At 45.0% G+C, this 19,172-nt stretch carries 27 protein-coding genes; 10 read left to right on the forward strand and 17 right to left on the reverse strand.

Features of this window, described 5'->3' with window-relative positions; all coding sequences use genetic code 11:
* Nucleotides 1-109: 109 nt before the first annotated feature.
* A complete protein-coding gene (locus MHZ92_RS04445; RefSeq protein ID WP_239430320.1) occupies nt 110-661 on the reverse strand; it encodes a histidine phosphatase family protein in 552 nt (183 codons plus the stop codon).
* A 135-nt stretch (nt 662-796) separates the two neighbouring features.
* Between MHZ92_RS04445 and MHZ92_RS04450 the strand changes: the two genes are divergently transcribed.
* Complete coding sequence (locus MHZ92_RS04450) at nt 797-982, forward strand: gamma-type small acid-soluble spore protein (protein WP_239430321.1); 186 nt, start codon at nt 797-799, stop codon at nt 980-982.
* Nucleotides 983-1,016: 34 nt separating this feature from the next.
* On the opposite strand, the gene MHZ92_RS04455 is transcribed toward MHZ92_RS04450, so the two are convergent.
* The 4 genes from MHZ92_RS04455 to MHZ92_RS04470 all read right to left on the reverse strand — a co-directional run bounded on the left by MHZ92_RS04455 (nt 1,017) and on the right by MHZ92_RS04470 (nt 4,212).
* Nucleotides 1,017-1,982: an alpha/beta hydrolase gene (locus tag MHZ92_RS04455; RefSeq protein WP_239430322.1), complete on the reverse strand. Its 966-nt coding sequence runs from the start codon at nt 1,980-1,982 to the stop codon at nt 1,017-1,019.
* Nucleotides 1,983-2,187: 205 nt separating this feature from the next.
* Nucleotides 2,188-2,337, reverse strand: coding sequence for a YfhE family protein (locus MHZ92_RS04460; protein ID WP_239430323.1), 150 nt, complete (start codon nt 2,335-2,337; stop codon nt 2,188-2,190).
* Nucleotides 2,338-2,426: 89 nt separating this feature from the next.
* Nucleotides 2,427-3,695 (reverse strand): DUF4179 domain-containing protein, encoded by a 1,269-nt coding sequence (locus tag MHZ92_RS04465; RefSeq protein ID WP_239430324.1) that lies wholly within the window; start codon nt 3,693-3,695, stop codon nt 2,427-2,429.
* The gene (locus MHZ92_RS04470; protein ID WP_239430325.1) at nt 3,688-4,212 is read right to left on the reverse strand and encodes a sigma-70 family RNA polymerase sigma factor; all 525 of its coding nucleotides are present in this window, start codon (nt 4,210-4,212) and stop codon (nt 3,688-3,690) included. The genes MHZ92_RS04465 and MHZ92_RS04470 overlap by 8 nt, the downstream gene beginning before the upstream one ends.
* A gap of 143 nt (nt 4,213-4,355) precedes the next feature.
* On the opposite strand from MHZ92_RS04470, the gene MHZ92_RS04475 reads away from it, so the two are divergent.
* From MHZ92_RS04475 to MHZ92_RS04490, 4 genes are all read left to right on the forward strand, one after another.
* Nucleotides 4,356-4,679 carry a PadR family transcriptional regulator gene (locus MHZ92_RS04475; RefSeq protein WP_239430326.1) on the forward strand — a complete coding sequence of 108 codons (324 nt, stop codon included), beginning with the start codon at nt 4,356-4,358 and terminating at the stop codon, nt 4,677-4,679.
* Complete coding sequence (locus tag MHZ92_RS04480; RefSeq protein WP_239430327.1) at nt 4,676-5,776, forward strand: DUF2812 domain-containing protein; 1,101 nt, start codon at nt 4,676-4,678, stop codon at nt 5,774-5,776. The genes MHZ92_RS04475 and MHZ92_RS04480 overlap by 4 nt, the downstream gene beginning before the upstream one ends.
* A gap of 95 nt (nt 5,777-5,871) precedes the next feature.
* Nucleotides 5,872-6,639, forward strand: a complete 768-nt coding sequence (gene pgeF, locus MHZ92_RS04485; protein WP_239430328.1) for a peptidoglycan editing factor PgeF — start codon at nt 5,872-5,874, stop codon at nt 6,637-6,639.
* Between the two features lie 1,213 nt (nt 6,640-7,852).
* Nucleotides 7,853-8,896, forward strand: coding sequence for a CotH kinase family protein (locus MHZ92_RS04490; RefSeq protein WP_239430505.1), 1,044 nt, complete (start codon nt 7,853-7,855; stop codon nt 8,894-8,896).
* Between the two features lie 39 nt (nt 8,897-8,935).
* Here the strand turns inward: MHZ92_RS04490 and MHZ92_RS04495 are convergent, their stop codons facing one another.
* From MHZ92_RS04495 to MHZ92_RS04515, 5 genes are all read right to left on the reverse strand, one after another.
* On the reverse strand, nt 8,936-9,607 hold the full coding sequence (locus MHZ92_RS04495; RefSeq protein WP_239430329.1) for a GNAT family N-acetyltransferase: 672 nt from the start codon (nt 9,605-9,607) through the stop codon (nt 8,936-8,938).
* 2 nt (nt 9,608-9,609) lie between these two features.
* Nucleotides 9,610-10,284 carry a GNAT family N-acetyltransferase gene (locus MHZ92_RS04500; RefSeq protein ID WP_239430330.1) on the reverse strand — a complete coding sequence of 225 codons (675 nt, stop codon included), beginning with the start codon at nt 10,282-10,284 and terminating at the stop codon, nt 9,610-9,612.
* On the reverse strand, nt 10,268-11,164 hold the full coding sequence (locus MHZ92_RS04505; protein ID WP_239430331.1) for a carbon-nitrogen hydrolase family protein: 897 nt from the start codon (nt 11,162-11,164) through the stop codon (nt 10,268-10,270). The genes MHZ92_RS04500 and MHZ92_RS04505 overlap by 17 nt, the downstream gene beginning before the upstream one ends.
* Nucleotides 11,165-11,444: 280 nt before the next feature.
* On the reverse strand, nt 11,445-11,600 hold the full coding sequence (locus MHZ92_RS04510) for a hypothetical protein (protein ID WP_239430332.1): 156 nt from the start codon (nt 11,598-11,600) through the stop codon (nt 11,445-11,447).
* 66 nt (nt 11,601-11,666) lie between these two features.
* Nucleotides 11,667-11,816, reverse strand: a complete 150-nt coding sequence (locus tag MHZ92_RS04515) for a hypothetical protein (RefSeq protein WP_239430333.1) — start codon at nt 11,814-11,816, stop codon at nt 11,667-11,669.
* A 126-nt stretch (nt 11,817-11,942) separates the two neighbouring features.
* Here MHZ92_RS04515 and MHZ92_RS04520 point away from each other — a divergent pair, with 126 nt between their 5' ends.
* The gene (locus tag MHZ92_RS04520; RefSeq protein WP_239430335.1) at nt 11,943-12,848 is read left to right on the forward strand and encodes an NAD(P)/FAD-dependent oxidoreductase; all 906 of its coding nucleotides are present in this window, start codon (nt 11,943-11,945) and stop codon (nt 12,846-12,848) included.
* 60 nt (nt 12,849-12,908) lie between these two features.
* Here the strand turns inward: MHZ92_RS04520 and MHZ92_RS04525 are convergent, their stop codons facing one another.
* The 5 genes from MHZ92_RS04525 to MHZ92_RS04545 all read right to left on the reverse strand — a co-directional run bounded on the left by MHZ92_RS04525 (nt 12,909) and on the right by MHZ92_RS04545 (nt 15,009).
* On the reverse strand, nt 12,909-13,712 hold the full coding sequence (locus MHZ92_RS04525; RefSeq protein ID WP_239430336.1) for an N-acetylmuramoyl-L-alanine amidase: 804 nt from the start codon (nt 13,710-13,712) through the stop codon (nt 12,909-12,911).
* Between the two features lie 29 nt (nt 13,713-13,741).
* Nucleotides 13,742-13,978, reverse strand: coding sequence for a hypothetical protein (locus MHZ92_RS04530; RefSeq protein ID WP_239430337.1), 237 nt, complete (start codon nt 13,976-13,978; stop codon nt 13,742-13,744).
* Between the two features lie 15 nt (nt 13,979-13,993).
* On the reverse strand, nt 13,994-14,194 hold the full coding sequence (locus MHZ92_RS04535; RefSeq protein ID WP_239430338.1) for a BhlA/UviB family holin-like peptide: 201 nt from the start codon (nt 14,192-14,194) through the stop codon (nt 13,994-13,996).
* A 164-nt stretch (nt 14,195-14,358) separates the two neighbouring features.
* Nucleotides 14,359-14,520 carry a hypothetical protein gene (locus MHZ92_RS04540; RefSeq protein ID WP_239430340.1) on the reverse strand — a complete coding sequence of 54 codons (162 nt, stop codon included), beginning with the start codon at nt 14,518-14,520 and terminating at the stop codon, nt 14,359-14,361.
* Nucleotides 14,521-14,589: 69 nt separating this feature from the next.
* Nucleotides 14,590-15,009, reverse strand: a complete 420-nt coding sequence (locus MHZ92_RS04545) for a helix-turn-helix transcriptional regulator (protein ID WP_255723352.1) — start codon at nt 15,007-15,009, stop codon at nt 14,590-14,592.
* 160 nt (nt 15,010-15,169) lie between these two features.
* Here MHZ92_RS04545 and MHZ92_RS04550 point away from each other — a divergent pair, with 160 nt between their 5' ends.
* The 3 genes from MHZ92_RS04550 (at nt 15,170) to MHZ92_RS04560 (ending at nt 16,326) form a co-directional block, all read left to right on the forward strand.
* Entirely contained in the window at nt 15,170-15,505 is a 336-nt protein-coding gene (locus MHZ92_RS04550; protein ID WP_239430341.1) for a helix-turn-helix domain-containing protein, read from the forward strand.
* Between the two features lie 9 nt (nt 15,506-15,514).
* Entirely contained in the window at nt 15,515-15,967 is a 453-nt protein-coding gene (locus MHZ92_RS04555) for an ImmA/IrrE family metallo-endopeptidase (RefSeq protein ID WP_239430342.1), read from the forward strand.
* Between the two features lie 119 nt (nt 15,968-16,086).
* A complete protein-coding gene (locus tag MHZ92_RS04560) occupies nt 16,087-16,326 on the forward strand; it encodes a YkuS family protein (RefSeq protein WP_239430343.1) in 240 nt (79 codons plus the stop codon).
* Nucleotides 16,327-16,370: 44 nt separating this feature from the next.
* Here MHZ92_RS04560 and MHZ92_RS04565 read toward each other — a convergent pair whose 3' ends face one another.
* Together MHZ92_RS04565 and MHZ92_RS04570 are read right to left on the reverse strand one after the other, a co-directional pair.
* Nucleotides 16,371-17,867, reverse strand: a complete 1,497-nt coding sequence (locus tag MHZ92_RS04565) for a protein adenylyltransferase SelO (protein ID WP_239430345.1) — start codon at nt 17,865-17,867, stop codon at nt 16,371-16,373.
* A 279-nt stretch (nt 17,868-18,146) separates the two neighbouring features.
* Nucleotides 18,147-18,329 carry a hypothetical protein gene (locus MHZ92_RS04570; protein WP_239430346.1) on the reverse strand — a complete coding sequence of 61 codons (183 nt, stop codon included), beginning with the start codon at nt 18,327-18,329 and terminating at the stop codon, nt 18,147-18,149.
* 290 nt (nt 18,330-18,619) lie between these two features.
* Here MHZ92_RS04570 and MHZ92_RS04575 point away from each other — a divergent pair, with 290 nt between their 5' ends.
* Nucleotides 18,620-18,970 carry a hypothetical protein gene (locus tag MHZ92_RS04575; protein WP_239430348.1) on the forward strand — a complete coding sequence of 117 codons (351 nt, stop codon included), beginning with the start codon at nt 18,620-18,622 and terminating at the stop codon, nt 18,968-18,970.
* The last annotated feature ends 202 nt before the right edge of the window (nt 18,971-19,172 follow it).

The following is a 19,172-nucleotide window of genomic DNA, read 5'->3' on the forward strand; positions in this document are numbered from 1 at the left end:
AATTACAAGATTAGTTGTACATCGTCCACACGTCATTCCTTTCCTTTATAAGTGTCTTCATTATACTCAATTGCGAAAGGTCTTTCAACGAAAAATTCAGATAGTGGACCTATTGCAAGGCCTCTTCCTTCCAAATTCGCTCAACTCGCGCACCATCATTCGTCACTTGAACACGATAGACATCCGGATTCGTCAGTGATTGCCATTCCTGAAAACCAATCTGCTCATCGAAGCATCTCAACAGCAATGTCATCAGATTTCCATGTGTGACAAGAACAGTTTTCGAGCTGTCCGGCAGTTCATCGACCACTTTACAAACACGGTCCATCGCTTCGTAGGAAGACTCCCCACCTTCATATTTCAAATGAAAATCGAGGAAGGTTTCTTCCAATTTCAACAGCCAATCTTCAAAGTTATACGTGCTTAACGTCCGTTCCGCTAGTCGGCTGTCTTCTTCCATGTGGATCCTTTTCCTGTCGGCAATCGGTTCCGTAGTTCTCCTTGCACGGACGAAAGGACTTGAAATGACCCGATCTACTTCAATTTCCGCAAAAAAGTCCGCTAGTTTCTCGGCCTGGATGATTCCTTCCGCGGTTAAATCCGCATGCGGTGACTGTCCGTCTGCAGCACAATGACGAACGATATAAATTGTCTTCTCCACTATAAACACCTCCATTCCTTTTTTCCCTTACATCATATAAAGAAAACATTGTTAGAGTTGCGTCAATTATAACACTCTTCTAACAGCATAAAAATCTACCGGCAAGGAATCATAAAAGGGCAGGAGGTGTAAAACATGAAGGAACCGAAAAAATTCACTGAAGCAGGAACCGATATCGAAGAAGTGAAACGGCAAAATGCGAACTCCGGATTAAGTTATAACGAAGTGAAAAATCTCCTTGCCCAAACCGGCGGCAAAGGGACTGCGAAGTACAGCGACACGGATCCAATGGAAATTCGAAAAGCGAATGAGCCAAAATAATGAAAAGACCGGTTCCATGTCTGGAACCGGCCTTTCATTTCATATAGCGATCAAGAAAATGACCGACTTTCAATTTATACGTATCTCCGGCAAGGGCATACGCCTCTCCGTGATTTGCTTTCGGGACGAGGAATATTTCAGTTTCACTCGACGTGTTCTCTTCCAATTCCCCAGCCATTTCCGTCGGCACAAATGTATCATTCATTCCATGAATATAAAAAACGGGTACACTCGTCTTCTTCACTTGCTTCAGAGCGCTTGCCTCCCTGAATGAATACCCGGCACGCACTTTCGTCAACGCGCTCGTGCTATCCAATAGCGGGAATGCGGGAAGATGGAACATCCGGTTCATTTGGTAGGTGAACAATTGGTAGACCGATTGGTATGGACTGTCTGCGATGATCGCCTTCACTTGACGGGGAAGTTCTTCCTCACCGCTTGCCATTAATACGGTAGCCGCCCCCATGGATAACCCGTGGTATGCCACTTCCGTCGATGGTCCAAGTTTCTGCACTAACATATTTGTCCAATCAATCACATCGAGCCGTTCCGGCCATCCAAATCCGTAATAATCGCCCTCACTCTTACCATGCCCTCTCGCATCCGGCATGAAGATGTTGTAGCCTAGTTCATTATGATAATACTGGCCGAAGAGCCCCATTTGCTTAGCATTGCCTAAATAGCCATGCGTCAAGACGACAACTTTATTTGTCGGTCTTGCAGCGGGCAAATAATACCCTGTAAGCTTTAGACCATCCCGCGAAGAGAGGTGGAGAGTTTCAAACTTCTGTACGGAGACCCATTTTTTCCAATCCCCATTCAAATATAGGTCCATCGTCTCATCCGCCACTTTCAAATCGGCATTCCCTTGCAAGTATTCTTTCGGGCCGCGCTTGACCGCCAGCTCATAGAAAAAGAAGCTGCCCACGATCTGTATAATCAGGAAGACGGTTGTCAACAGAAACAATAACTTCTTCCAATTTATTTTAATTGTTCTCATTCCCCTTATAGTATCTTGGCATTAGCTGCCTACCATTATTATACAAGATAAACAGAAAAGAATGAATAACATAATTCCTTTTTCATAAAATTGGCATGCATCTAATGAGATAAGGAGGAGATTTTTGTGATAGGTCCAACTATATGCAATAAAAAAAAAGCCACGACCGATCGCAGGGGGGACGCAATCGGTCGTGGCTTATTCATTATTGCTCTCTTTCACGAATTTTATTCTCCGGTTCTTTTGCTGCTCTGTCGGCCCTCTTGAATTCCTTCGCATACAGCACTTCCTGGGTCGCACTCAAACCGTTGTTTTTCTCGGTGAAACTTTTATGCGGTTCTTTTTTCCGGCTCATTGTCAAGCGCTCCTTTCCATCCATTTACAATCAGTCTCCCCGGACGGTTGAAGTTTAATCAAATATTTATCACGCCGTAGCCGCCAGATTTACTTTACCGGAATTTCAATTTTGTAATCAACCGGCTTCATATGATGCATCCCCTTAATATGCATATAATCCGGTGTCGTCTCTAATGGAAATACTAATGTACGTACCTTCAAAATCCTTCCGTTATATAGCTTTTCAAAGTCTTGCCCAACGGTTGTTTCAAGCGGGGTTGAACTTCCCTCACCCTCGATTGTTACACCATCGAAAAGGATATCATCATTAGAAGCAATAGTAATTTCCACACTGTCTTTCGTTTGTACAACATCTCTCACCCACAAATCCTCTCCTTTTAGGAGGAACGGGTGCTCACTTATTGTACTAAGCGGAATCTTTTCATCGACGATTGTATAGCCAACAAATTCCTTAACGACCAAATCCAAAGAATCCAACTCCTTTGGCAATGCATCATAACGCAATTCAAATGTAGTGCCGCCCAGTTTGGTGGTGATGCCGCTACCCATCATCTCAACGGACTTTCCGTTCGCACGCAACTCTACTTTTTCAAAAGGGAGATTGATTCGACTCAAATTCCCCACATTCATGGTTCCTTTAATTATTGTTACTGTAGGAGTAGCTGTAATTGCTTTGAATGTGATTGTCCCTTTGTCGACTTTCACTGTTTGATTGATCTTTTGCTGGATTTCGGATTGCATAGCCTTATTCGGGTCATAAGGGAATGAAATACTTCCTGATATCGATCTGCCATCTTTCGTCAACTTTGTAGCTTCCAATGTTAATGTTTTCGCAAACGGGTTAACGGGATCGAAAAACATTTGCCCTTTTATTTCAGATTGTTCTTCATTGATAATCGACGTTCCGGCACCCCTGCTAGAATTCGTCAAAAATCCTTTGATGCTTGCAAATGTAATACCTTCATTGTCCTCTGAATTCATTAGCGTATAATAAAGGATCAATTGATTGGCATCCGTCATTATGCCGTCCACCGTCAACTCCGTTCCATCTTCAAGTAGAACCTGCTTTCCAATTGTCTGTCCCATTCCTTGTTCATTCAATTCAGCGAGGGTGCCGCTCATCACTTCATCAAAGCCGATTATTTTCTTCCCATAATACGCCAAACCGTTGTAGTTATATCCGACAAGGCATACGAATAACAAGGCAGCAACCGCTAGTGGCCACTTCGGTTTCAACTTTTTCTTTCTCGGGACTTTATCTAGTGCCTGCCTTAGCCGCCCTTCCAACTCGTTCGGTGCTTTTATTTTATTCAAACGCTCATGCTCTTCGGCCAAACGTTTTTCAATTTCATTCATGGGACTCACCCCCATACGCTTCTCGTATTTTTTTCAACCCTTGAAAGATCCTCGATTTCACCGTTCCGACCGAAACATTCGTTATCGCAGCGACCGTCTCATAATCCAAGTCATGAAAGTATTTCAATTGAATGGCTTCTTTCTGATATTCATTCACACACTTCAACATGTCTTGGAGTTCCATCTGCTGTTCGCTTAGACGGTAAGGATCATGTGTAATCTCATGCGATTCCCATTCATCCAGCAAAACTGTTTTATGCCGCTTCTTTACTATCTGCTTGCAACGATTCACAAGAATGGTTTTGCTCCAGCTATAAAAGGCCGTTTCCTTTTTTAGCTGGTCTATATTCTCATATAAACTGACGATCATCTCTTCCATCGCATCCATGGCGTCATGTTCATTTCTCATATACGTCAAGGCAAGACGGTAGTAATCGTCCCGCTGATCCATGATCAGTTGAAGCAATGCCTCTTTGTTCCCCTTTTTTGCCTTTTTGACTAACCGAACGACCTTCACGACCTCACCTCTCCCCTATAAGAGTCATCATACCTTTAAAAAGTTCATTTCTCCTATAAATAAAAATGTCTCTTGTACATATATGTCACACCGTGATATAGTCGAGATACGACATATATTGATTCGACATATGGGGGAACCTTATGGATAAGTTGATAAAGAAGTATGTGCCGATGACGGAAACCGCCTTTTATATACTGCTTTCACTAACCGAACCCAGACACGGATATGGGATTATTAAGCGGGTTGAGGAATTGACAGATGGTCGCCTACGACTTGGTTCCGGCACCATTTATGGCACGTTAACAAAAATGCAAAAGGATACAATGATCACTGTTTTTGCGGATGACAAACGGAAAACAATTTACGAAGTGACTGCTAGCGGAAAACTGGTCATGCAGGCTGAAATGGAAAGGCTAAAAGAATTGCACGCAAACGTATTGCGATTTGAGGAGGACTTCTTATGAAAAAAGCTAAGTTGTTTTGGAGTTATCGAATAGATCATACTGAACAATGGCTATCACAAATGGCGAGGGACGGTTATCACCTAACTCGTTTTAATCCGTTATTACGCTTGTTTTCATTTGACAAAGGTCCGAGCACTTCAACTTCGTATGCCATTCAATATGATAAAACCGAGATTACATCCGGACTACTCACTTCGGGTTGGGAAACGGCCACCACTTCGGGGAAATGGCGGATTTTGAAAAATGAATCGCTGGAGATCACATCCCGTCCAATGCGCGATGCGATTCTAAGACGAACTCGATTGCATGCCTATATCTTTCTAATTCTCTCAACACTTTGGTTGACTCTCCAATTTCCTTTCTTCTTCATTTGGGGAATTGCTAGCCACGCGACGACAGGGAAAATAATGGTCATGCCTATACTAATTCCCCTCATCATTTTCTTGTCTTTAGCTGGTCTTACCGTTTTCATATTTCGAGCCTATCGGAAGTTTGAAGTCAAAGAGATGGGGGCAACGATCGAAAAGTCGAGCCTCGGACAAAAGGTTCGCAAACTACGTCTTGGATGGATGTATCAACCATTGCAAACAAAAGAATGGCTTGAAAGATTGGCGCTCGAAGGACTGGAGCTTGAATCCGTTACTGCCGCTGTTTTCACATTTCGGGAGACGAAACCTCAGCTCATCAGCTACGAAGTGAGTTTCGAGCCGAAAGTGAATACTGATTTTTATTCATTCCATCAAGATGCCGGTTGGAAACTTAAATTCACATCTAATACGACATGGCTTAACTACTCCATTTGGGCAATGCCTTACGAAAAAGGCGAAGAAGTTCCAGCATTCAGCTACGACACGAAGGAAAAAATGCGTTATGTAAGAAGGGCGTTTGCCATGAATTTAAGTATGGGAGCCTTCATCCTGCTCGTCAGTTTTCAATCACTTTACGTAAACATTTACATCGGTTCCACTCCCTTTTTCGAATGGTCCTTGATGGGAGCCATCCGCATACTATTAGTAGTTTGTATCCTCGCATGGATCGTGTTGTTCACAAAAATCATTGCAGGTTATCGAAGAGAAATGAAAATGTTGCATCTTTAAATAGGTTGCGGGGCACCGAATTATTTCTACCCAAAACGGCACAGCTGTCATGGTTGTCCGCGTTGCAATCGAGTATAGTAGTAGCAGGTGATGATATGAAAACAAAAATATATATCGACAATAAACGATTCATTGCAGGAACGACGTTGAAAGATGAACGTCTGCCGGAGCATAATAATATGGCGTTTCACGCAAGTTTGAATCCGGAGTCTGTCCTAGAAAACCGGAAGCGGTTGGCGGCTTCCCTCCAATGCAAATTACAGGATTTCGTCTCCGCCAGTCAAACGCATAGCACAAATTTCCACAAAGTGACACTTTCCGATAAGGGGCGCGGCGCTGAAGTTGGAGCAACCGCCATCCCAAACACGGACGCGCTTTATACAACTGAACCAAATATTTTACTATGCAGCTTCACTGCAGATTGCGTTCCGGTCATTTTTTGGAATGAAGTGAATGGTCTCATTGGAGTCATCCACTCCGGCTGGAAAGGAACCGTCCAGGAAATCACTTTAAACGTCTTTGAGCATTTGAAAACTGCTGAAGGATGTAAGGCTGAAGATTTCCATGTACAAATCGGTATGGCGCTCAGTCAGGAGAAATTCGAAGTGGACGAGGATGTGTATGTGAAGTTCAAAGCACTCGAGTACGCGGATGAATTTATGTATTTCAATGAACCAACGAATAAATACCATATCGACAACCAGAACACCGTGAAAAAACAATTAGAACTTGCAGGTGTTCCGGAAGACCGGATCACGATTGATCGGACATGTACCTACATAAGCCCAGATGGATTCTCGTACCGCCAAGACAAGAAAACGGGGAGACATATGAGCTTTATTATGAGACATGCCGACGAGTAAGAGTGCATTTCGCAATGGGCATTGCCGATCATTAATAAGAAAAGGAGTACCGTCCTGCATTCGACAAAGCAGGATTGGTACTCCTTTTGTATCGGTCGGTACATTCATTGAATTTTGATTTGCTTACTATCTAGTTCTCGAAAATTAGAAAAATCGGTTACGACACGTGGCCCGATTTCGACAATTCGGTCGAAAATTAATAGGTTTGTTTCGGTTACGCGAAGTGACTCGTCTTCTACTTGTACGGCGACGATTTCGTGAAGTTATCCGCATTCTACTTGTACGGCGACGATTTCGTGAAGTTACCCGCATTCTACTTGTGCGGCGACGATTTCCACCACACCCACATGACGAAACCCGCATTCTGCTAGTGCGTTTGCGATTACGCGAAGTTACCCGTACTCTGCTTGTGCATTTGCGATTGCGAGAAGTTACCCGTACTCTACTTGTGCATTTGCGATTGCGAGAAGTTACCCGTACTCTGCTTGTGCATTTGCGATTACGCGAAGTTACCCGTACTCTGCTCGTGCGTTTGCGATTGCGAGAAGTTACCCGAACCCTGCTTGTGCGTTTGCGATTTCGGGATGTTACCCGAACTCTGCTTGTGCGTTTGCGATTTCGGGATGTTACCCGAACTCTGCTTGTGCGTTTGCGATTGCGAGAAGTTACTCGAACTCGGCTTGTGCGTTTGCGATTACGTGAAGTGCTCCGTACAGTGCCAGTGCGTCTGCGTTTGTGGTTCCAGAAACGTGCCCAAACGTCTGTGCGACGGCGAATGCGGGATGTTACCCGTTTCCTGCTTGTGATTCGGCGATTGCTCGAAGTATTTCGTACTCTACTAGTACGACGGCTCGTTCTACGTTTATTCCGAGATGTCCTTCTATTGCTCCGAGGATCCTGAAACATAAAGTCATCAAGTCCTAAACGACCGACCTTTTCCCTCGCTCTCCGTATTTCATCTTCAAAAAAGAGTGACATGTCCAACCCCCCTCCCATGTTATAGAGAAAGAATCCACGCATTTCACTGTGCCTCTTCCTCTCCATAAAATACGTTGCAAATGCGACAGGAGTAGAGTTAAGTGCACAATTCTCGACAAATATTGTTATGGAAACATCCTTCATGATAATTCATAGAAATAGAATAATGAATAGGGGGTGGATTTCCGTGGGAACTACTGAGAGATTACTTGAATACCGACTTTTTATTCACCCGATGGATCTGAATGAGCTCCGACAAGATATTTGGATTGACGACCCGGTTCCTGCAAAGCTAACGATTCAAAATAAAAAATATGATATTGATATCGCCTATCGTGGATCACATATCCGGGACTTCCCAAAGAAGTCCTACCAGGTTTCCTTTTATAAACCTTCGACGTATCGGAATGCGAACGTCATTCATTTAAATGCAGAATATAAAGACCCCTCTTTACTACGAAATAAACTTTCCTTTGATTTTTTTAATGAAATTGGTTGCCTCGCACCTCAAGCGCGATTTGTCTTTTTGAAAGTGAATGGAAGAAATGAAGGGGTTTATTTAGAATTGGAATCGGTGGATGAGCGATTCCTTGCAAACCGTAAATTACAAGCTGGTTCTATTTTTTATGCGGTCGATGGGGATGCAAACTTCTCACTCATGAGCGATTTGGATAAAGAAGTGAAAAAATCCCTTACGTTTGGATATGAACTGCAATGCGGGACCGAGGAGGACGAAGTTCATTTACATCAAATGATTATAGATATTAACACGATTGCAAGGGAAGATTTTGAAAAGAAAATTCAAAACTATATAGATGTGGATAAGTATTTACGTTGGCTTGGGGGTGTCGTTTTCACTCAAAATTTTGATGGATTTGTCCACAACTATGCACTTTATCGGAGCAAAGAGACCGGGCTATATGAAATCATTCCATGGGATTACGACGCAACATGGGGGCGGGATGTCAATGGATTGGAAATGGAAAGCGATTATTTACGAATAACCGGCTTCAATACGTTAACAGCAAGGATTCTCGATGTAAAAACATTTCGTGACCAATATAAAAACTTACTAAAGGATATTGTGAACAATCAGTTCACCGTCGACAACTTGAAACCGAAAATAGTAAAAATGCATGCAGTGCTCCGACCTTATTTATTATTGGATCCGTATAAAAAGGACAGTATCGACCAATTCGACGAAGAACCCGACTACATATGTCGTTATATCGGAGAACGGTCGGCATTTATTAAAAGAGAGCTCGAGCTTCTTCATTAAAAAATCCACGCGCCTTTAAGGGATGCGTGGATTTACTCATTATAGTGGAAGAAGCTTCAGCTTTTCTTTCTGCTTCAACTCTTCGATCATGTCGAGCCAACGTTGTGGTTTATTCGACAGGACCGAATAATAATCCTTCAAGAATTCGACGACCCAATAAGATGGAATCTCCGTAAGTTGTTCATCCGTCGGCATGAAGCAGAAATCGAGCCCTTCGACCGCCTCCCCATCGTTTTTCCACGATGGGTGAACGTATGTGAAGTCAAGACGCTTATAGCCTAGATGGGACAGCACTTCTCTCCGGACGTATGGGTTCATGGCCATTACGCCGCCGAAAGCGAAATCCTCTCGCTCATAAGGATCATAAATTTCCGCAAACATGCCGAACAATGTCTTGCCGTTTTCTTGCGCCAAGCGCTGCAAATCCTCTTCGCGCTGTTTCGCCAAGAAACGGCCGATGCCGAGGCCCGATTGCCCGATTATCGTAAAATCCGTCATCGCAATATTCCAATCCGGATAATAACGGTACTCCGTTGCGCCAACGACTTCCCCTTCATGCACCGCAACAAAGACGCGGATACTCGGGTCTTCAAGCGGCTCTTTCCACAAGTCGAATTCCAAGACCTCTTCCGGCGGAAAAATCTCCCTTAATAAGTTGTGCATTTTTGCAAATAACGGATCTTCAATATTGTTCACACGAATAAATTCCATCTCTAGTTCCCCCTCTTGAACGGATTCTTCCATTCCATTAATAGCGCATGATTATGCGACTCTTCATCTTCTAAATAATTTTCAATTAATTTGACAGGTATGCGTCCGCAGCGGAGCAAAAATGTAATGACTGGATCCTTTATAGTACCTTGGACAATCTTTTGGACATATTGCTGCGGTGTCATGTCTGCCGAAAATTTTCCGTATCCGGGCATTCTTCCGCCGCCAAGGACACGTGTCAAATCAAGCTTCACAGCAAGCTGGTAAGCTGCCTGCATCATCCATTTGCCAAGCCCCGCCTTTCGGAACTCCGGACTAATGCAAATATCAACGATGTAAAATGTGTCACCGACAGGATCGTGATTTCGAATAAACCCGCCATCCGTCATATCCTCCCACGTATGATCGAGATTATTGGAATCAAACTTCACTAGCAAACCAGTGAGCGATCCTATTATTCTCCTATTATGCTCGACACAAATAGCTCCCTCAGGGAAGAGGCTTACGTGATTCTCCAACTGTTCCCGGCTCCACCAAAGTTCCTCCGGGAAAGGCGGTGGGAAGCAATCCGCCTGCAGTGCGATCATGGCATCGAAATCCGCTCTTGAATAATTGCGGACAACAACAGGAATGAAGCTCCCCTCATGGGAGACCATCACTTCACTGCGATATGCCATCAATCTCACTCCTGACCGGAGCCGCGCCCCAATCCGTGTACAGATCTGTTCTGCGATCGCGCCAAGTCGTCACCGACCCTTTCTCGCGCACTTCATACAACAGGCTCAAATCCAAATCAGCTGTCACTAGCATATCGTGATTTAATTCACCTTCCGCTGCCAACCCTCTCGGTGGGAATGGAATGTCGTTCGGTGTAATGATTGCGGCCTGCCCAAAGTTTGCGCGCATGAAATCGACAGTTGGCAAGGCGCCGACTGTCCCTGTCAACACGATATATACTTGGTTCTCAATCGCACGCGCGTGGCTCGTATACCGGACGCGATGAAACCCGTGACGGTCATCGGTGCAAGACGGACAGAAGATGACATCTGCCCCTGCGGCCTTCACCATCCGGACGATTTCGGGGAACTCGATATCATAGCATGTTAGGATGGCGATCCTTCCTTTTTCCGTGTCGAACACTTTCAGCTCGTCGCCCGCTGCCATATTCCAACCTTCAATTTCGAAGGGGGTTATGTGCAATTTCGCTTGCTCCTCCACTGTGCCATCCGGGAAGAACAGATGGGCGACATTATAAAGGCGCCCCTCACGCTGAACAACATGAGTGCCGCCGATAATATGCATTTTCATTTCTTTTGCAAACGTTGTGAACAGTTCGATGTATTGATCCGTAAAGCCAGGAAGCGCTTCGATCGATAGCGCTTTTCCGTTTTCATTCCCGATGGAAAGCAACTGCGTCGTAAAGAATTCCGGAAATAAGACAAATTCCGCCCCGTATTCCTGGGCATTGCGAATATAGTGCTCACATTGCGCCCCAAACTCCTCGAAGGAGCGGATGGAATGCAAATGATATTGCACAGCAGAAACGCGAAGTTTCATTGACCTAACCCCCTATTATCTATAGTTAGCAACATCATAATATATGGAAGTGGTAAAGTCATTCATTATTTTGAAAGATTGTCAGTTGTTACCGTCAGTAGGTATTAAGTCATGAAATGAGCATATTTGTGTCGAACTCGCGCAAAACTACGCCAAACTCGCATAATCGGACTGAACTCGAGCAAAATCGGACCGAACTCGCGCATAACTCGCACAGATTGCGCCATAACTAGGCAAATGAAAAGGATGCCCCGTATGTAGCAGGCATCCTTCGTAATTGTTATTGTTTTTGCTGTCTTTTCAGTTCATTACGGGCTTCTTCCTTAATTGATTCCAGTTGCGCTTCCGCTTTTTTCGCTGCATCGTTCGCTATTCCTGCAGAATCCTTCGGAAGTCCGTTCGGCTGATCGTCTTTATCGCCTGCGTAGCTTTTCATGATGTTGTTCCTCCTTACGTTGATGCCTTTATTATTCCCAAAAAGGAGTGAATCCAAAACCTACGATTATCTCGTCAGCGCATAATAAAGGACGTACAGCCAACTAAGAATCCCATGGAAAATAGCCCAAAGGATTGATTTATGCACGCTCCACGAAATGACGACCGCCAAACAAGTGCCAAGGCCAATCCCGCGCTCCAACATCTTTTTCTCCATTCTCTCCCTCCCATAGTCCACTATAAGTACGCCCGTGCGAATAAATGAATTTTTTTTGTCAGCTGGACATGAAGCTTATTTTCATTTCACGAGGGTAAACTTGCACTAGAAAGGATGAGTGAGTTCATGCTATACGATTGTGTCATTATCGGCGGCGGACCAGCTGGATTGAATGCCGCCCTTGTACTTGGAAGAGCGAGACGAAAAGTGCTGCTGTTCGATGACAACCATGCCCGGAATCGGGTGACGCGCGAGGCGCATGGATTCATTACCCGTGACGGCATCTTGCCAGACGAGTTTCGGCGCCTCGCTTACAGCGATATCGCCCGCTATCCATCTGTGGAAGTGAAAAGCGAAAGAGTCACTTCTATTAAAAGGCTGGACAAGATTCACTTTGAACTGGAAACAGCTGAAGGCAACAGCTTTCAAACGATAAAAATTATCTTAGCGACGGGCTTGAAAGACGAACAGCCCAACATCCCGAACATCGAAAAATTTTATGGGACAAGCTTGTTCAGTTGTCCGTACTGTGATGGATGGGAACTTCGTGACAAGCCTCTCGCCGTCATTGCGGATAAAAATGTGTATAAGCTTGCGAAAGAAGTTTTTGTCTGGAGCCAGGACTTGGCGGTGTTCACGAATGGCGAAGGGCGGCTCGAGGCGGAAGAATGTGATAAACTGCTCGCGAAAGGCATTCAAGTGTATGAAGACAATATTACCGCGCTGGAGGGAGAAAACGGACAGTTGAAAGGCATCTGTCTAGAAGACGGCACGCTCATCGAACGAGCCGGCGGATTCGTCACTCCCCTTTGGAGCCATTGCAATCAGTTCGCGGAAGAGCTTGGCTGTGAGTTGAATGAATATGGCGGCATCCAGACGGACGAATACGGCAGGACAAATGTGTGGAACGTCTATGCTGCGGGCGACGCCGCCCATATCGTCCCTGCACAGCTTGTTATTGCTGCGGGATCTGGAAGTGCTGCGGCCATTGGGGTGAATGGCGATCTGACGAATGAATACTTCGGGGATTGACTATGTAATATGCGCCCGTGCAGGAATTCAATGCACAGGCGCTTGTCCGTTTTGATTTAATTATAGATTGACCACAATAATAAACGCGTCAAATCCAGCGGCTTTCAGGTCAGCCACTTGCTTGTCAGCGTTTGACTTGTCCGCAAATGAACCCGTAATGACGCGATAATACGTAGTTCCATTGATGACGGCTATGTCAATGAAGCTATCGAAGCCTTTCGCTTTGAGCTCGGCAACTCGTTGATCGGCGTTGGCACGAGTTGTAAAAGATCCAGTGACGACACGGTACAATACATCGCCCGTTGGTGGGGGAGAGCTCTTTTTCTGCAAGCCGAGTGCCTTCGCAAGCCCGTTGACATGGCCTCTCGCTGCTTTGTCGAGCCATGCTGAAGTTTTCATTTTCGCAGCGTCTGTCGCATTGTCGATGAATCCATTTTCCGTCAGCATCGCATGCATGCGGCTTTCACGAAGCACATGGAAATTCTCCTTCTTCTTCCCGCGGTTCGGCATGTCGATTAATTTCACAATTTCCGCATGGATTGTATTCCGCAACTGAGCAGTCGTTGAAGTATCCGACAGCAAGTTATGGATATAGTCCTCATATCCCGTTCCGCCGCCAGCGTTAATGTGGATGCTCAAATAAAAATCAGCACCCCATGCATTCGCGTCATTCGTCCGCTGCGGCAAACCGACTGTCTGGTCTCCAGTTCGGCTCATTCGCACTGTTGCATTGGAGTACTCGTTCTCCAGTATATTGCGTACCCGTGTCGCAATTGCCAGCGTCACATCTTTCTCCCTCAAACCATTTCCTAAAGCTCCTGGATCTGTTCCACCATGTCCTGGATCAATAAAAATTTTAACCATATCTCATCTTCCTCTCGTTTTTTAGTTTTTTATTCCGTGACTATCCGACATTCCGCCGTTTTTGAGACTCTATATGCCGACCACCTCCTTTCCATGTCGTTTTCTTCCGGCATCACCTCCTTTTCAGATTGCGCGGGGTTGATTTGCGCGAGTTTCGGTCGGTTTTGCGCGACTTCGAGTGACTTATGCGTGAGTTCAGTGCCGTTTTGCGCGAGTTTAGTATCGTTTTGCTCATTTCGGGACTTCCGAACCACTCGCTTCACCAATAAAAAAAGCGATGCCTATTTTTTAGGCAACCGCTCCTTCACTTCTCGAATTTCATCTTTAATGTCATCGTATTTGTCCGTCAGCGCTTCCAATAAAGACTGATAGCGCTTTTCCCTTGACTCACTGCTTTTCACTTGATTCCAAAACAACCATACGAACAGGACGGCAAACGGACCCTGTGTCAAAAAATAACCTAGAAGCTCTTTTGTAGCCATGCCAATCCTCCTTTTTTGTGGAAAATAAAAAGAACGCCCAGTGGACGCTCCTTTAAAATCCCGCTATTCTATTGGCGATTTCCTTCGCCTACACTCATTGTAACCTGAAAGAATTTCACTCGTCATTTCTACGACATTTACAGCACTTGCGACATTTGCGACATTCATTTCACTGTTACTGCGACAGTTAGGGCAAAGATGTGCTCGTAACGCTTCGCTTTTACTCGCAAAAGCCGTTCTTCGTGACGGCTTTCATTGTAACTTAAAAGTTTTCGCCTCGTCATTTCTACGACATCTACAGCACATGCGACATTTGCGACAATCATTTGATATTGCCTTGGTCGATTTCTTCGGCCTGGACCCAGTGTAACCCAAAAGAATTGGATCCGTCATTTCTACGACATCTGCGGCACGTGCGACATTTGCGACATCTTTTCGATAATAGCATCTTTTATCCTGCCGATTTGGCGATCCGATACTTGCATATGCCTGCCAATCCAGCGCAAGCTCTTCCCCTCAAGCAACCAGTGCAGCACTTCGACTTCACGATCCTCCGTGATGAGTGGGATCCTTTCTTGAACAAGTTGGATTTTCTTTTCATACTCGTACACTTTTTTCAACCGCTTTTCCCTTCTGTTGAATTCCCGGTAAATCGGATCGCTAGGACGGCCCACAGCTTTCGGCATTGCTGCCTCCATCCCGTATCGCGCCGTCATTCCCTCGCCCACTTCATTCATGCCTTCCCGAATGACTTTGACGCTGTTAATCATCCAGTGATAATCCTTTACTAATTGTTCCATTTCCTCCTTCTTCAAAAGTATCACCCCTTCTGTTTTAGTTTCATTAATGAAACAATATGTCACTAATGAAACTTTGTACAAACACTTTATCACGCTGAGGTTTCATTTACAACCACTTAGTTGTCACAAAAGAAACTTTAGGATATAATATCTATAACGAATAGGGGGTTGCAAGATGGAGTCAATCGGGCGGGAAATTAGGAAAATCCGAATCGGAAACAAGTTGTCCCAAGAGGAATTTGCGGATCGGATCAATCAAAAACTAGGTCTATCGATTACAAAAGGAATGGTGTCGAAATGGGAGTCAAACTCCATCGAACCAAAAACAAGAATGATCAAAGCGATTGCGGAAACGTTTCATGTTTCATTAGACCAGATGCTTGGATTGGACGTGCCTGAAAAGCCATCGACGGTTGAAACGATTGCTGCCCATATCGATGACGATTTGACTGAAGAAGAACTGGAGGATATAAAAAGATATATTCAATTTATTAAATCGCAACGAAAGTGAGGTGGTTCCATGACCTATGAATCCCTGCTTGCCCAATACCCCCATTTGGTCGTAAAGGAAGTCAAAACGCTTCCATCCGGACTCGCAGGTCTTTATATGGACGATGTCGTACTCATTGATAAAAATCGGAGCCATTATGAAAAGCATTGCATTTTGGCGGAGGAAATCGGCCATTACGAAACGACGTATGGTGGTGATATTACGGATCTACAACAACTCACGAATTTGAAGCAGGAATTGGCTGCAAGGCGATGGGCCTACGAAAAAATCGTGTCGCTCGATAAATTGATCGAATGCCATGAATCGGGTTTCAAGACCATTGAGGAAGTGTGCACCCATCTTGAAGTGACAGAGAATTATTTAATGGCGTCCATTGCCCATTACCATTCCCGTTTCGGCGTATCGACGAGTTACAATGGATATGAAATTTACTTTGATCCTCTCTACGTGAAAAAGCTGTAATTTTTTTTAACCTTTTATTCGAACGTATGTTCCGAAAACCAAAAATGGAATTCATAAATTCAGTTGGAGCGGGAACAGTATAGTGAAACCTTATTTTCGAATAAAGGAGGAGTGTAACGATGAAAAGGATCGCTGTGGAACAACCATATGAAGATGTCATGACCGCCCTTCAAGCGAAAGGGTATGAAGTGAAGATGTTCAATACGGATGAAGATGTCAAAGGTTATGATATCGGCGTCGTCCGCGCTATCAACGAAGGGAATACACAAGAGTTCGATTTCCCGGTCGTTTCCATGAGAGGCCTGTCAATCGACGAAGCCGTGGAAGCCGTGGAAAAGAAAGCGAATCTGATGGAATAATACGTAACAGAATCCACGGCTGTCGCCATGGATTCTGTTTTTCGTTATGTCCCGCAAAACGTCTGGTAAGGAATGTCTGGCGGGGGTGGCATCTTGTATTGATCATCATGTTCGGCTGTGTGATCATACGGATTCGCGATCACTTCCAGCAGCTTTTCCATAACGGTGAAATCACCCTCGATTGCGGAGTCAAGCGCTTCCTCCACATTGTGATTGCGCGGGATGACTGCAGGATTGCTATCGCGCATCAATTGCTTTGCAGCCTCGTCAGATTCAGGTTGCCTCTCAAGCCGTTCCTGCCAACGTCGGTCCCAGTCATCAAATTCCGGCGTTTTGCACATCGGCAGGTCGTCCAGTTTTTCATTTGTCAGCGCTAAGAAAAAATTCGTGTAGTCTGCACGGTTGTCTTTTAGTATCGTTAGCAGATCCTTCACAAGCTTAGCGTCTTCCTCTTCTTCGTGGAAAATGCCGAGCTTGCTCCGCATCCCCTTCAGCCAATAGGAGTGATACAGCTTCGCATATCCGGAAAGCGCGTTCTCTGCAACTTCGATTGCCTTTTCTGCGTCGTCATGCAATAACGGCAGAAGAGTCTCCGCTAACCGGGCAAGATTCCATTCACCGATGCCGGGTTGATTGCCGTAGGCGTAACGGCCTTGTCGGTCAATTGAACTGAAAACTGTTGCAGGATCATACGTATCCATGAACGCACACGGTCCGTAGTCAATCGTTTCGCCGCTAATTGTCATATTATCGGTGTTCATGACCCCGTGGATGAAACCGACGATCTGCCATTTGGCGATTAACGATGCTTGCCGGTCAATCACTTTTTCAAGAAATGACACATACGGATTGGCGTCGCCTGTGATTTCCGGATAATGCCGCTCAATTGCATAATCTGCTAAGGTTCGTAAATCATCGACAACTTGACGGGCTGCGGCATATTGAAACGTTCCGACACGAAGATGGCTTGCTGCAACACGTGTTAAAATGGCACCTTCAAGCGGCTCCTCCCGATGGACAGGTGCGCCGGTCACGACAACCGCCAGGCTCCTTGTCGTAGGAATTCCGAGGGCATGCATCGCTTCACTAATAATAAATTCACGCAGCATCGGCCCGAGCGCCGCCCGACCGTCTCCGCCACGGGAAAACGGCGTCCTTCCTGAACCTTTAAGTTGAATATCAAAACGATTGCCGTCCGGCGTCAACTGTTCGCCAAGCAACACGGCTCGTCCATCCCCAAGCATCGTAAAATGCCCGAATTGATGGCCCGCATACGCTTGTGCAATCGGCTTCCCACCTTCAGGGATTCGATTTCCCGCAAACACGGAAACGCCATCCTCGTCTTCCAACGCTTCTGCATTCAACCCAAGGGAAGTTGCAAGCGGATAATTCAACATTACTAATTCTGGCGACGGCGAAGGTTCCGGCAACGTCTCCGCGAAAAACGCCTCTGGCAAACGGGCGTAGCTGTTTTCAAACTTCCATCCATTCGTTTCGGTATTTGTCATCGTCTCCACATCCTTCTTCCGCTCTTTGCTCATTACTCAGTATACCCCGCTTCCGCGGAATCAAAGAATTTACTGTTCATAAAAAAACGGTGCCTGTGCAAGGCACATTTATGACAATTCAACATTTTGTATAAGTATACGATTTTACCCCCATATAACTTTGCCGTAAGTGAGTTCATAATTTTTCTTATGCAATTGTAGTGCATAATCTGAAATGTTTCTTGCACAGGCACCGGAATGATTTGTAATATTCTTACTCTTGAAAAGCGTAGCTCGCCGATCGATGAGACGATTGGCGAGCGTATTGTGGGGTTATGCATGGAAATAATATGTTTGACGCCTGCGGGAAGCTTCCCGTTGTTCTGCCCTTCTTCGTTCACGATGACGTTCTAGTTGTCCGTTTAGGCGGGGATCTTGAGACATCATTTCCTGTAATCCTGAAGAATCGAGATTCCTCTTCACTTTTTCTATTTCATCCTCAAAAAATAATGACATGTCCATACCTCCTCCCCTTTGATTGCAAGGAAATAGCGAATTAGGCTAAATTATTCGCTATTCCCCCGTCACCATAGAGTACGTCGATTTACCGACAGGACAAGAGGTAAGTGTACAGTTTTTACGATTTTCAATTAAAAATTTAGTTTTAAATAAGCAAGAAGCACTGCATCGGGACGAACGAACGTTCTTGTTTGTATAGACTTCCATTTACATTTATTGTATACTGCAAACAACAGACAATACACGAATTCGATGACAACAGATGATGAAGAAAGGAGGAGAAAGAGATGGAGGAGAGGATCCTGCAATTGCTTGAAGGGCTGAATGCCAAGGTAGACAATATTGAAACGGAAATGGGTAGCATGAAATCTGAAATGGGCGACCTGAAAACTGAAATGGGCAGCATGAAATCTGAAATAGGCGACTTGAAAACTGAAATGGGCAGCGTGAAATCTGAAATGGGGAACCTGAAATCTGAAATGCACAGCCGTTTTGATCGAGTCAATCATCTTTTAGAAGGGATTGGCGGTCAATTTGAGCAGCGAACTCGCCAGCGCATCGCTGAAGGACAAGCGATTTCGAAGGAAATTAAGATCCTAAAATTGCGAATCTTTGACTTGGAAACAAAAAATATGTAAAAAGATATTTTCTCAATGAGAGCAGGCGCATGAAATCAACCATGCGCCGCTCTATTTTTATTTCACAGCCTACAATGATTCCATCAAAACCGTCACAATAATGCCGAAGACAACTCCAATAAGGATAGTGACCGTGAATAATAGCCAATGCTTCAACTCCTCACCCTCCCGCAACCCTTTTCTTCAATGTATTAGCCTGAGG

Source organism: Sporosarcina sp. ACRSL (genome assembly GCF_022346605.1).
In the GTDB taxonomy this organism is placed as follows: Bacteria; Bacillota; Bacilli; order Bacillales_A; family Planococcaceae; genus Sporosarcina.

Coding starts and splice junctions, on each gene's coding strand:
- MHZ92_RS04450 (WP_239430321.1), top strand. CDS start 797: ATGAAGGAACCGAAAAAATTCACTGAAGCAGGAACCGATATCGAAGAA.
- MHZ92_RS04455 (WP_239430322.1), bottom strand. CDS start 1,982: ATGAGAACAATTAAAATAAATTGGAAGAAGTTATTGTTTCTGTTGACA.
- MHZ92_RS04460 (WP_239430323.1), bottom strand. CDS start 2,337: ATGAGCCGGAAAAAAGAACCGCATAAAAGTTTCACCGAGAAAAACAAC.
- MHZ92_RS04465 (WP_239430324.1), bottom strand. CDS start 3,695: ATGAATGAAATTGAAAAACGTTTGGCCGAAGAGCATGAGCGTTTGAAT.
- MHZ92_RS04475 (WP_239430326.1), top strand. CDS start 4,356: ATGGATAAGTTGATAAAGAAGTATGTGCCGATGACGGAAACCGCCTTT.
- MHZ92_RS04480 (WP_239430327.1), top strand. CDS start 4,676: ATGAAAAAAGCTAAGTTGTTTTGGAGTTATCGAATAGATCATACTGAA.
- pgeF (WP_239430328.1), top strand. CDS start 5,872: ATGAAAACAAAAATATATATCGACAATAAACGATTCATTGCAGGAACG.
- MHZ92_RS04490 (WP_239430505.1), top strand. CDS start 7,853: ATGGATCTGAATGAGCTCCGACAAGATATTTGGATTGACGACCCGGTT.
- MHZ92_RS04495 (WP_239430329.1), bottom strand. CDS start 9,607: ATGGAATTTATTCGTGTGAACAATATTGAAGATCCGTTATTTGCAAAA.
- MHZ92_RS04500 (WP_239430330.1), bottom strand. CDS start 10,284: ATGGCATATCGCAGTGAAGTGATGGTCTCCCATGAGGGGAGCTTCATT.
- MHZ92_RS04505 (WP_239430331.1), bottom strand. CDS start 11,164: ATGAAACTTCGCGTTTCTGCTGTGCAATATCATTTGCATTCCATCCGC.
- MHZ92_RS04510 (WP_239430332.1), bottom strand. CDS start 11,600: ATGAAAAGCTACGCAGGCGATAAAGACGATCAGCCGAACGGACTTCCG.
- MHZ92_RS04515 (WP_239430333.1), bottom strand. CDS start 11,816: ATGGAGAAAAAGATGTTGGAGCGCGGGATTGGCCTTGGCACTTGTTTG.
- MHZ92_RS04520 (WP_239430335.1), top strand. CDS start 11,943: ATGCTATACGATTGTGTCATTATCGGCGGCGGACCAGCTGGATTGAAT.
- MHZ92_RS04525 (WP_239430336.1), bottom strand. CDS start 13,712: ATGGTTAAAATTTTTATTGATCCAGGACATGGTGGAACAGATCCAGGA.
- MHZ92_RS04535 (WP_239430338.1), bottom strand. CDS start 14,194: ATGGCTACAAAAGAGCTTCTAGGTTATTTTTTGACACAGGGTCCGTTT.
- MHZ92_RS04540 (WP_239430340.1), bottom strand. CDS start 14,520: ATGATTGTCGCAAATGTCGCATGTGCTGTAGATGTCGTAGAAATGACG.
- MHZ92_RS04550 (WP_239430341.1), top strand. CDS start 15,170: ATGGAGTCAATCGGGCGGGAAATTAGGAAAATCCGAATCGGAAACAAG.
- MHZ92_RS04555 (WP_239430342.1), top strand. CDS start 15,515: ATGACCTATGAATCCCTGCTTGCCCAATACCCCCATTTGGTCGTAAAG.
- MHZ92_RS04560 (WP_239430343.1), top strand. CDS start 16,087: ATGAAAAGGATCGCTGTGGAACAACCATATGAAGATGTCATGACCGCC.
- MHZ92_RS04565 (WP_239430345.1), bottom strand. CDS start 17,867: ATGAGCAAAGAGCGGAAGAAGGATGTGGAGACGATGACAAATACCGAA.
- MHZ92_RS04570 (WP_239430346.1), bottom strand. CDS start 18,329: ATGTCATTATTTTTTGAGGATGAAATAGAAAAAGTGAAGAGGAATCTC.
- MHZ92_RS04575 (WP_239430348.1), top strand. CDS start 18,620: ATGGAGGAGAGGATCCTGCAATTGCTTGAAGGGCTGAATGCCAAGGTA.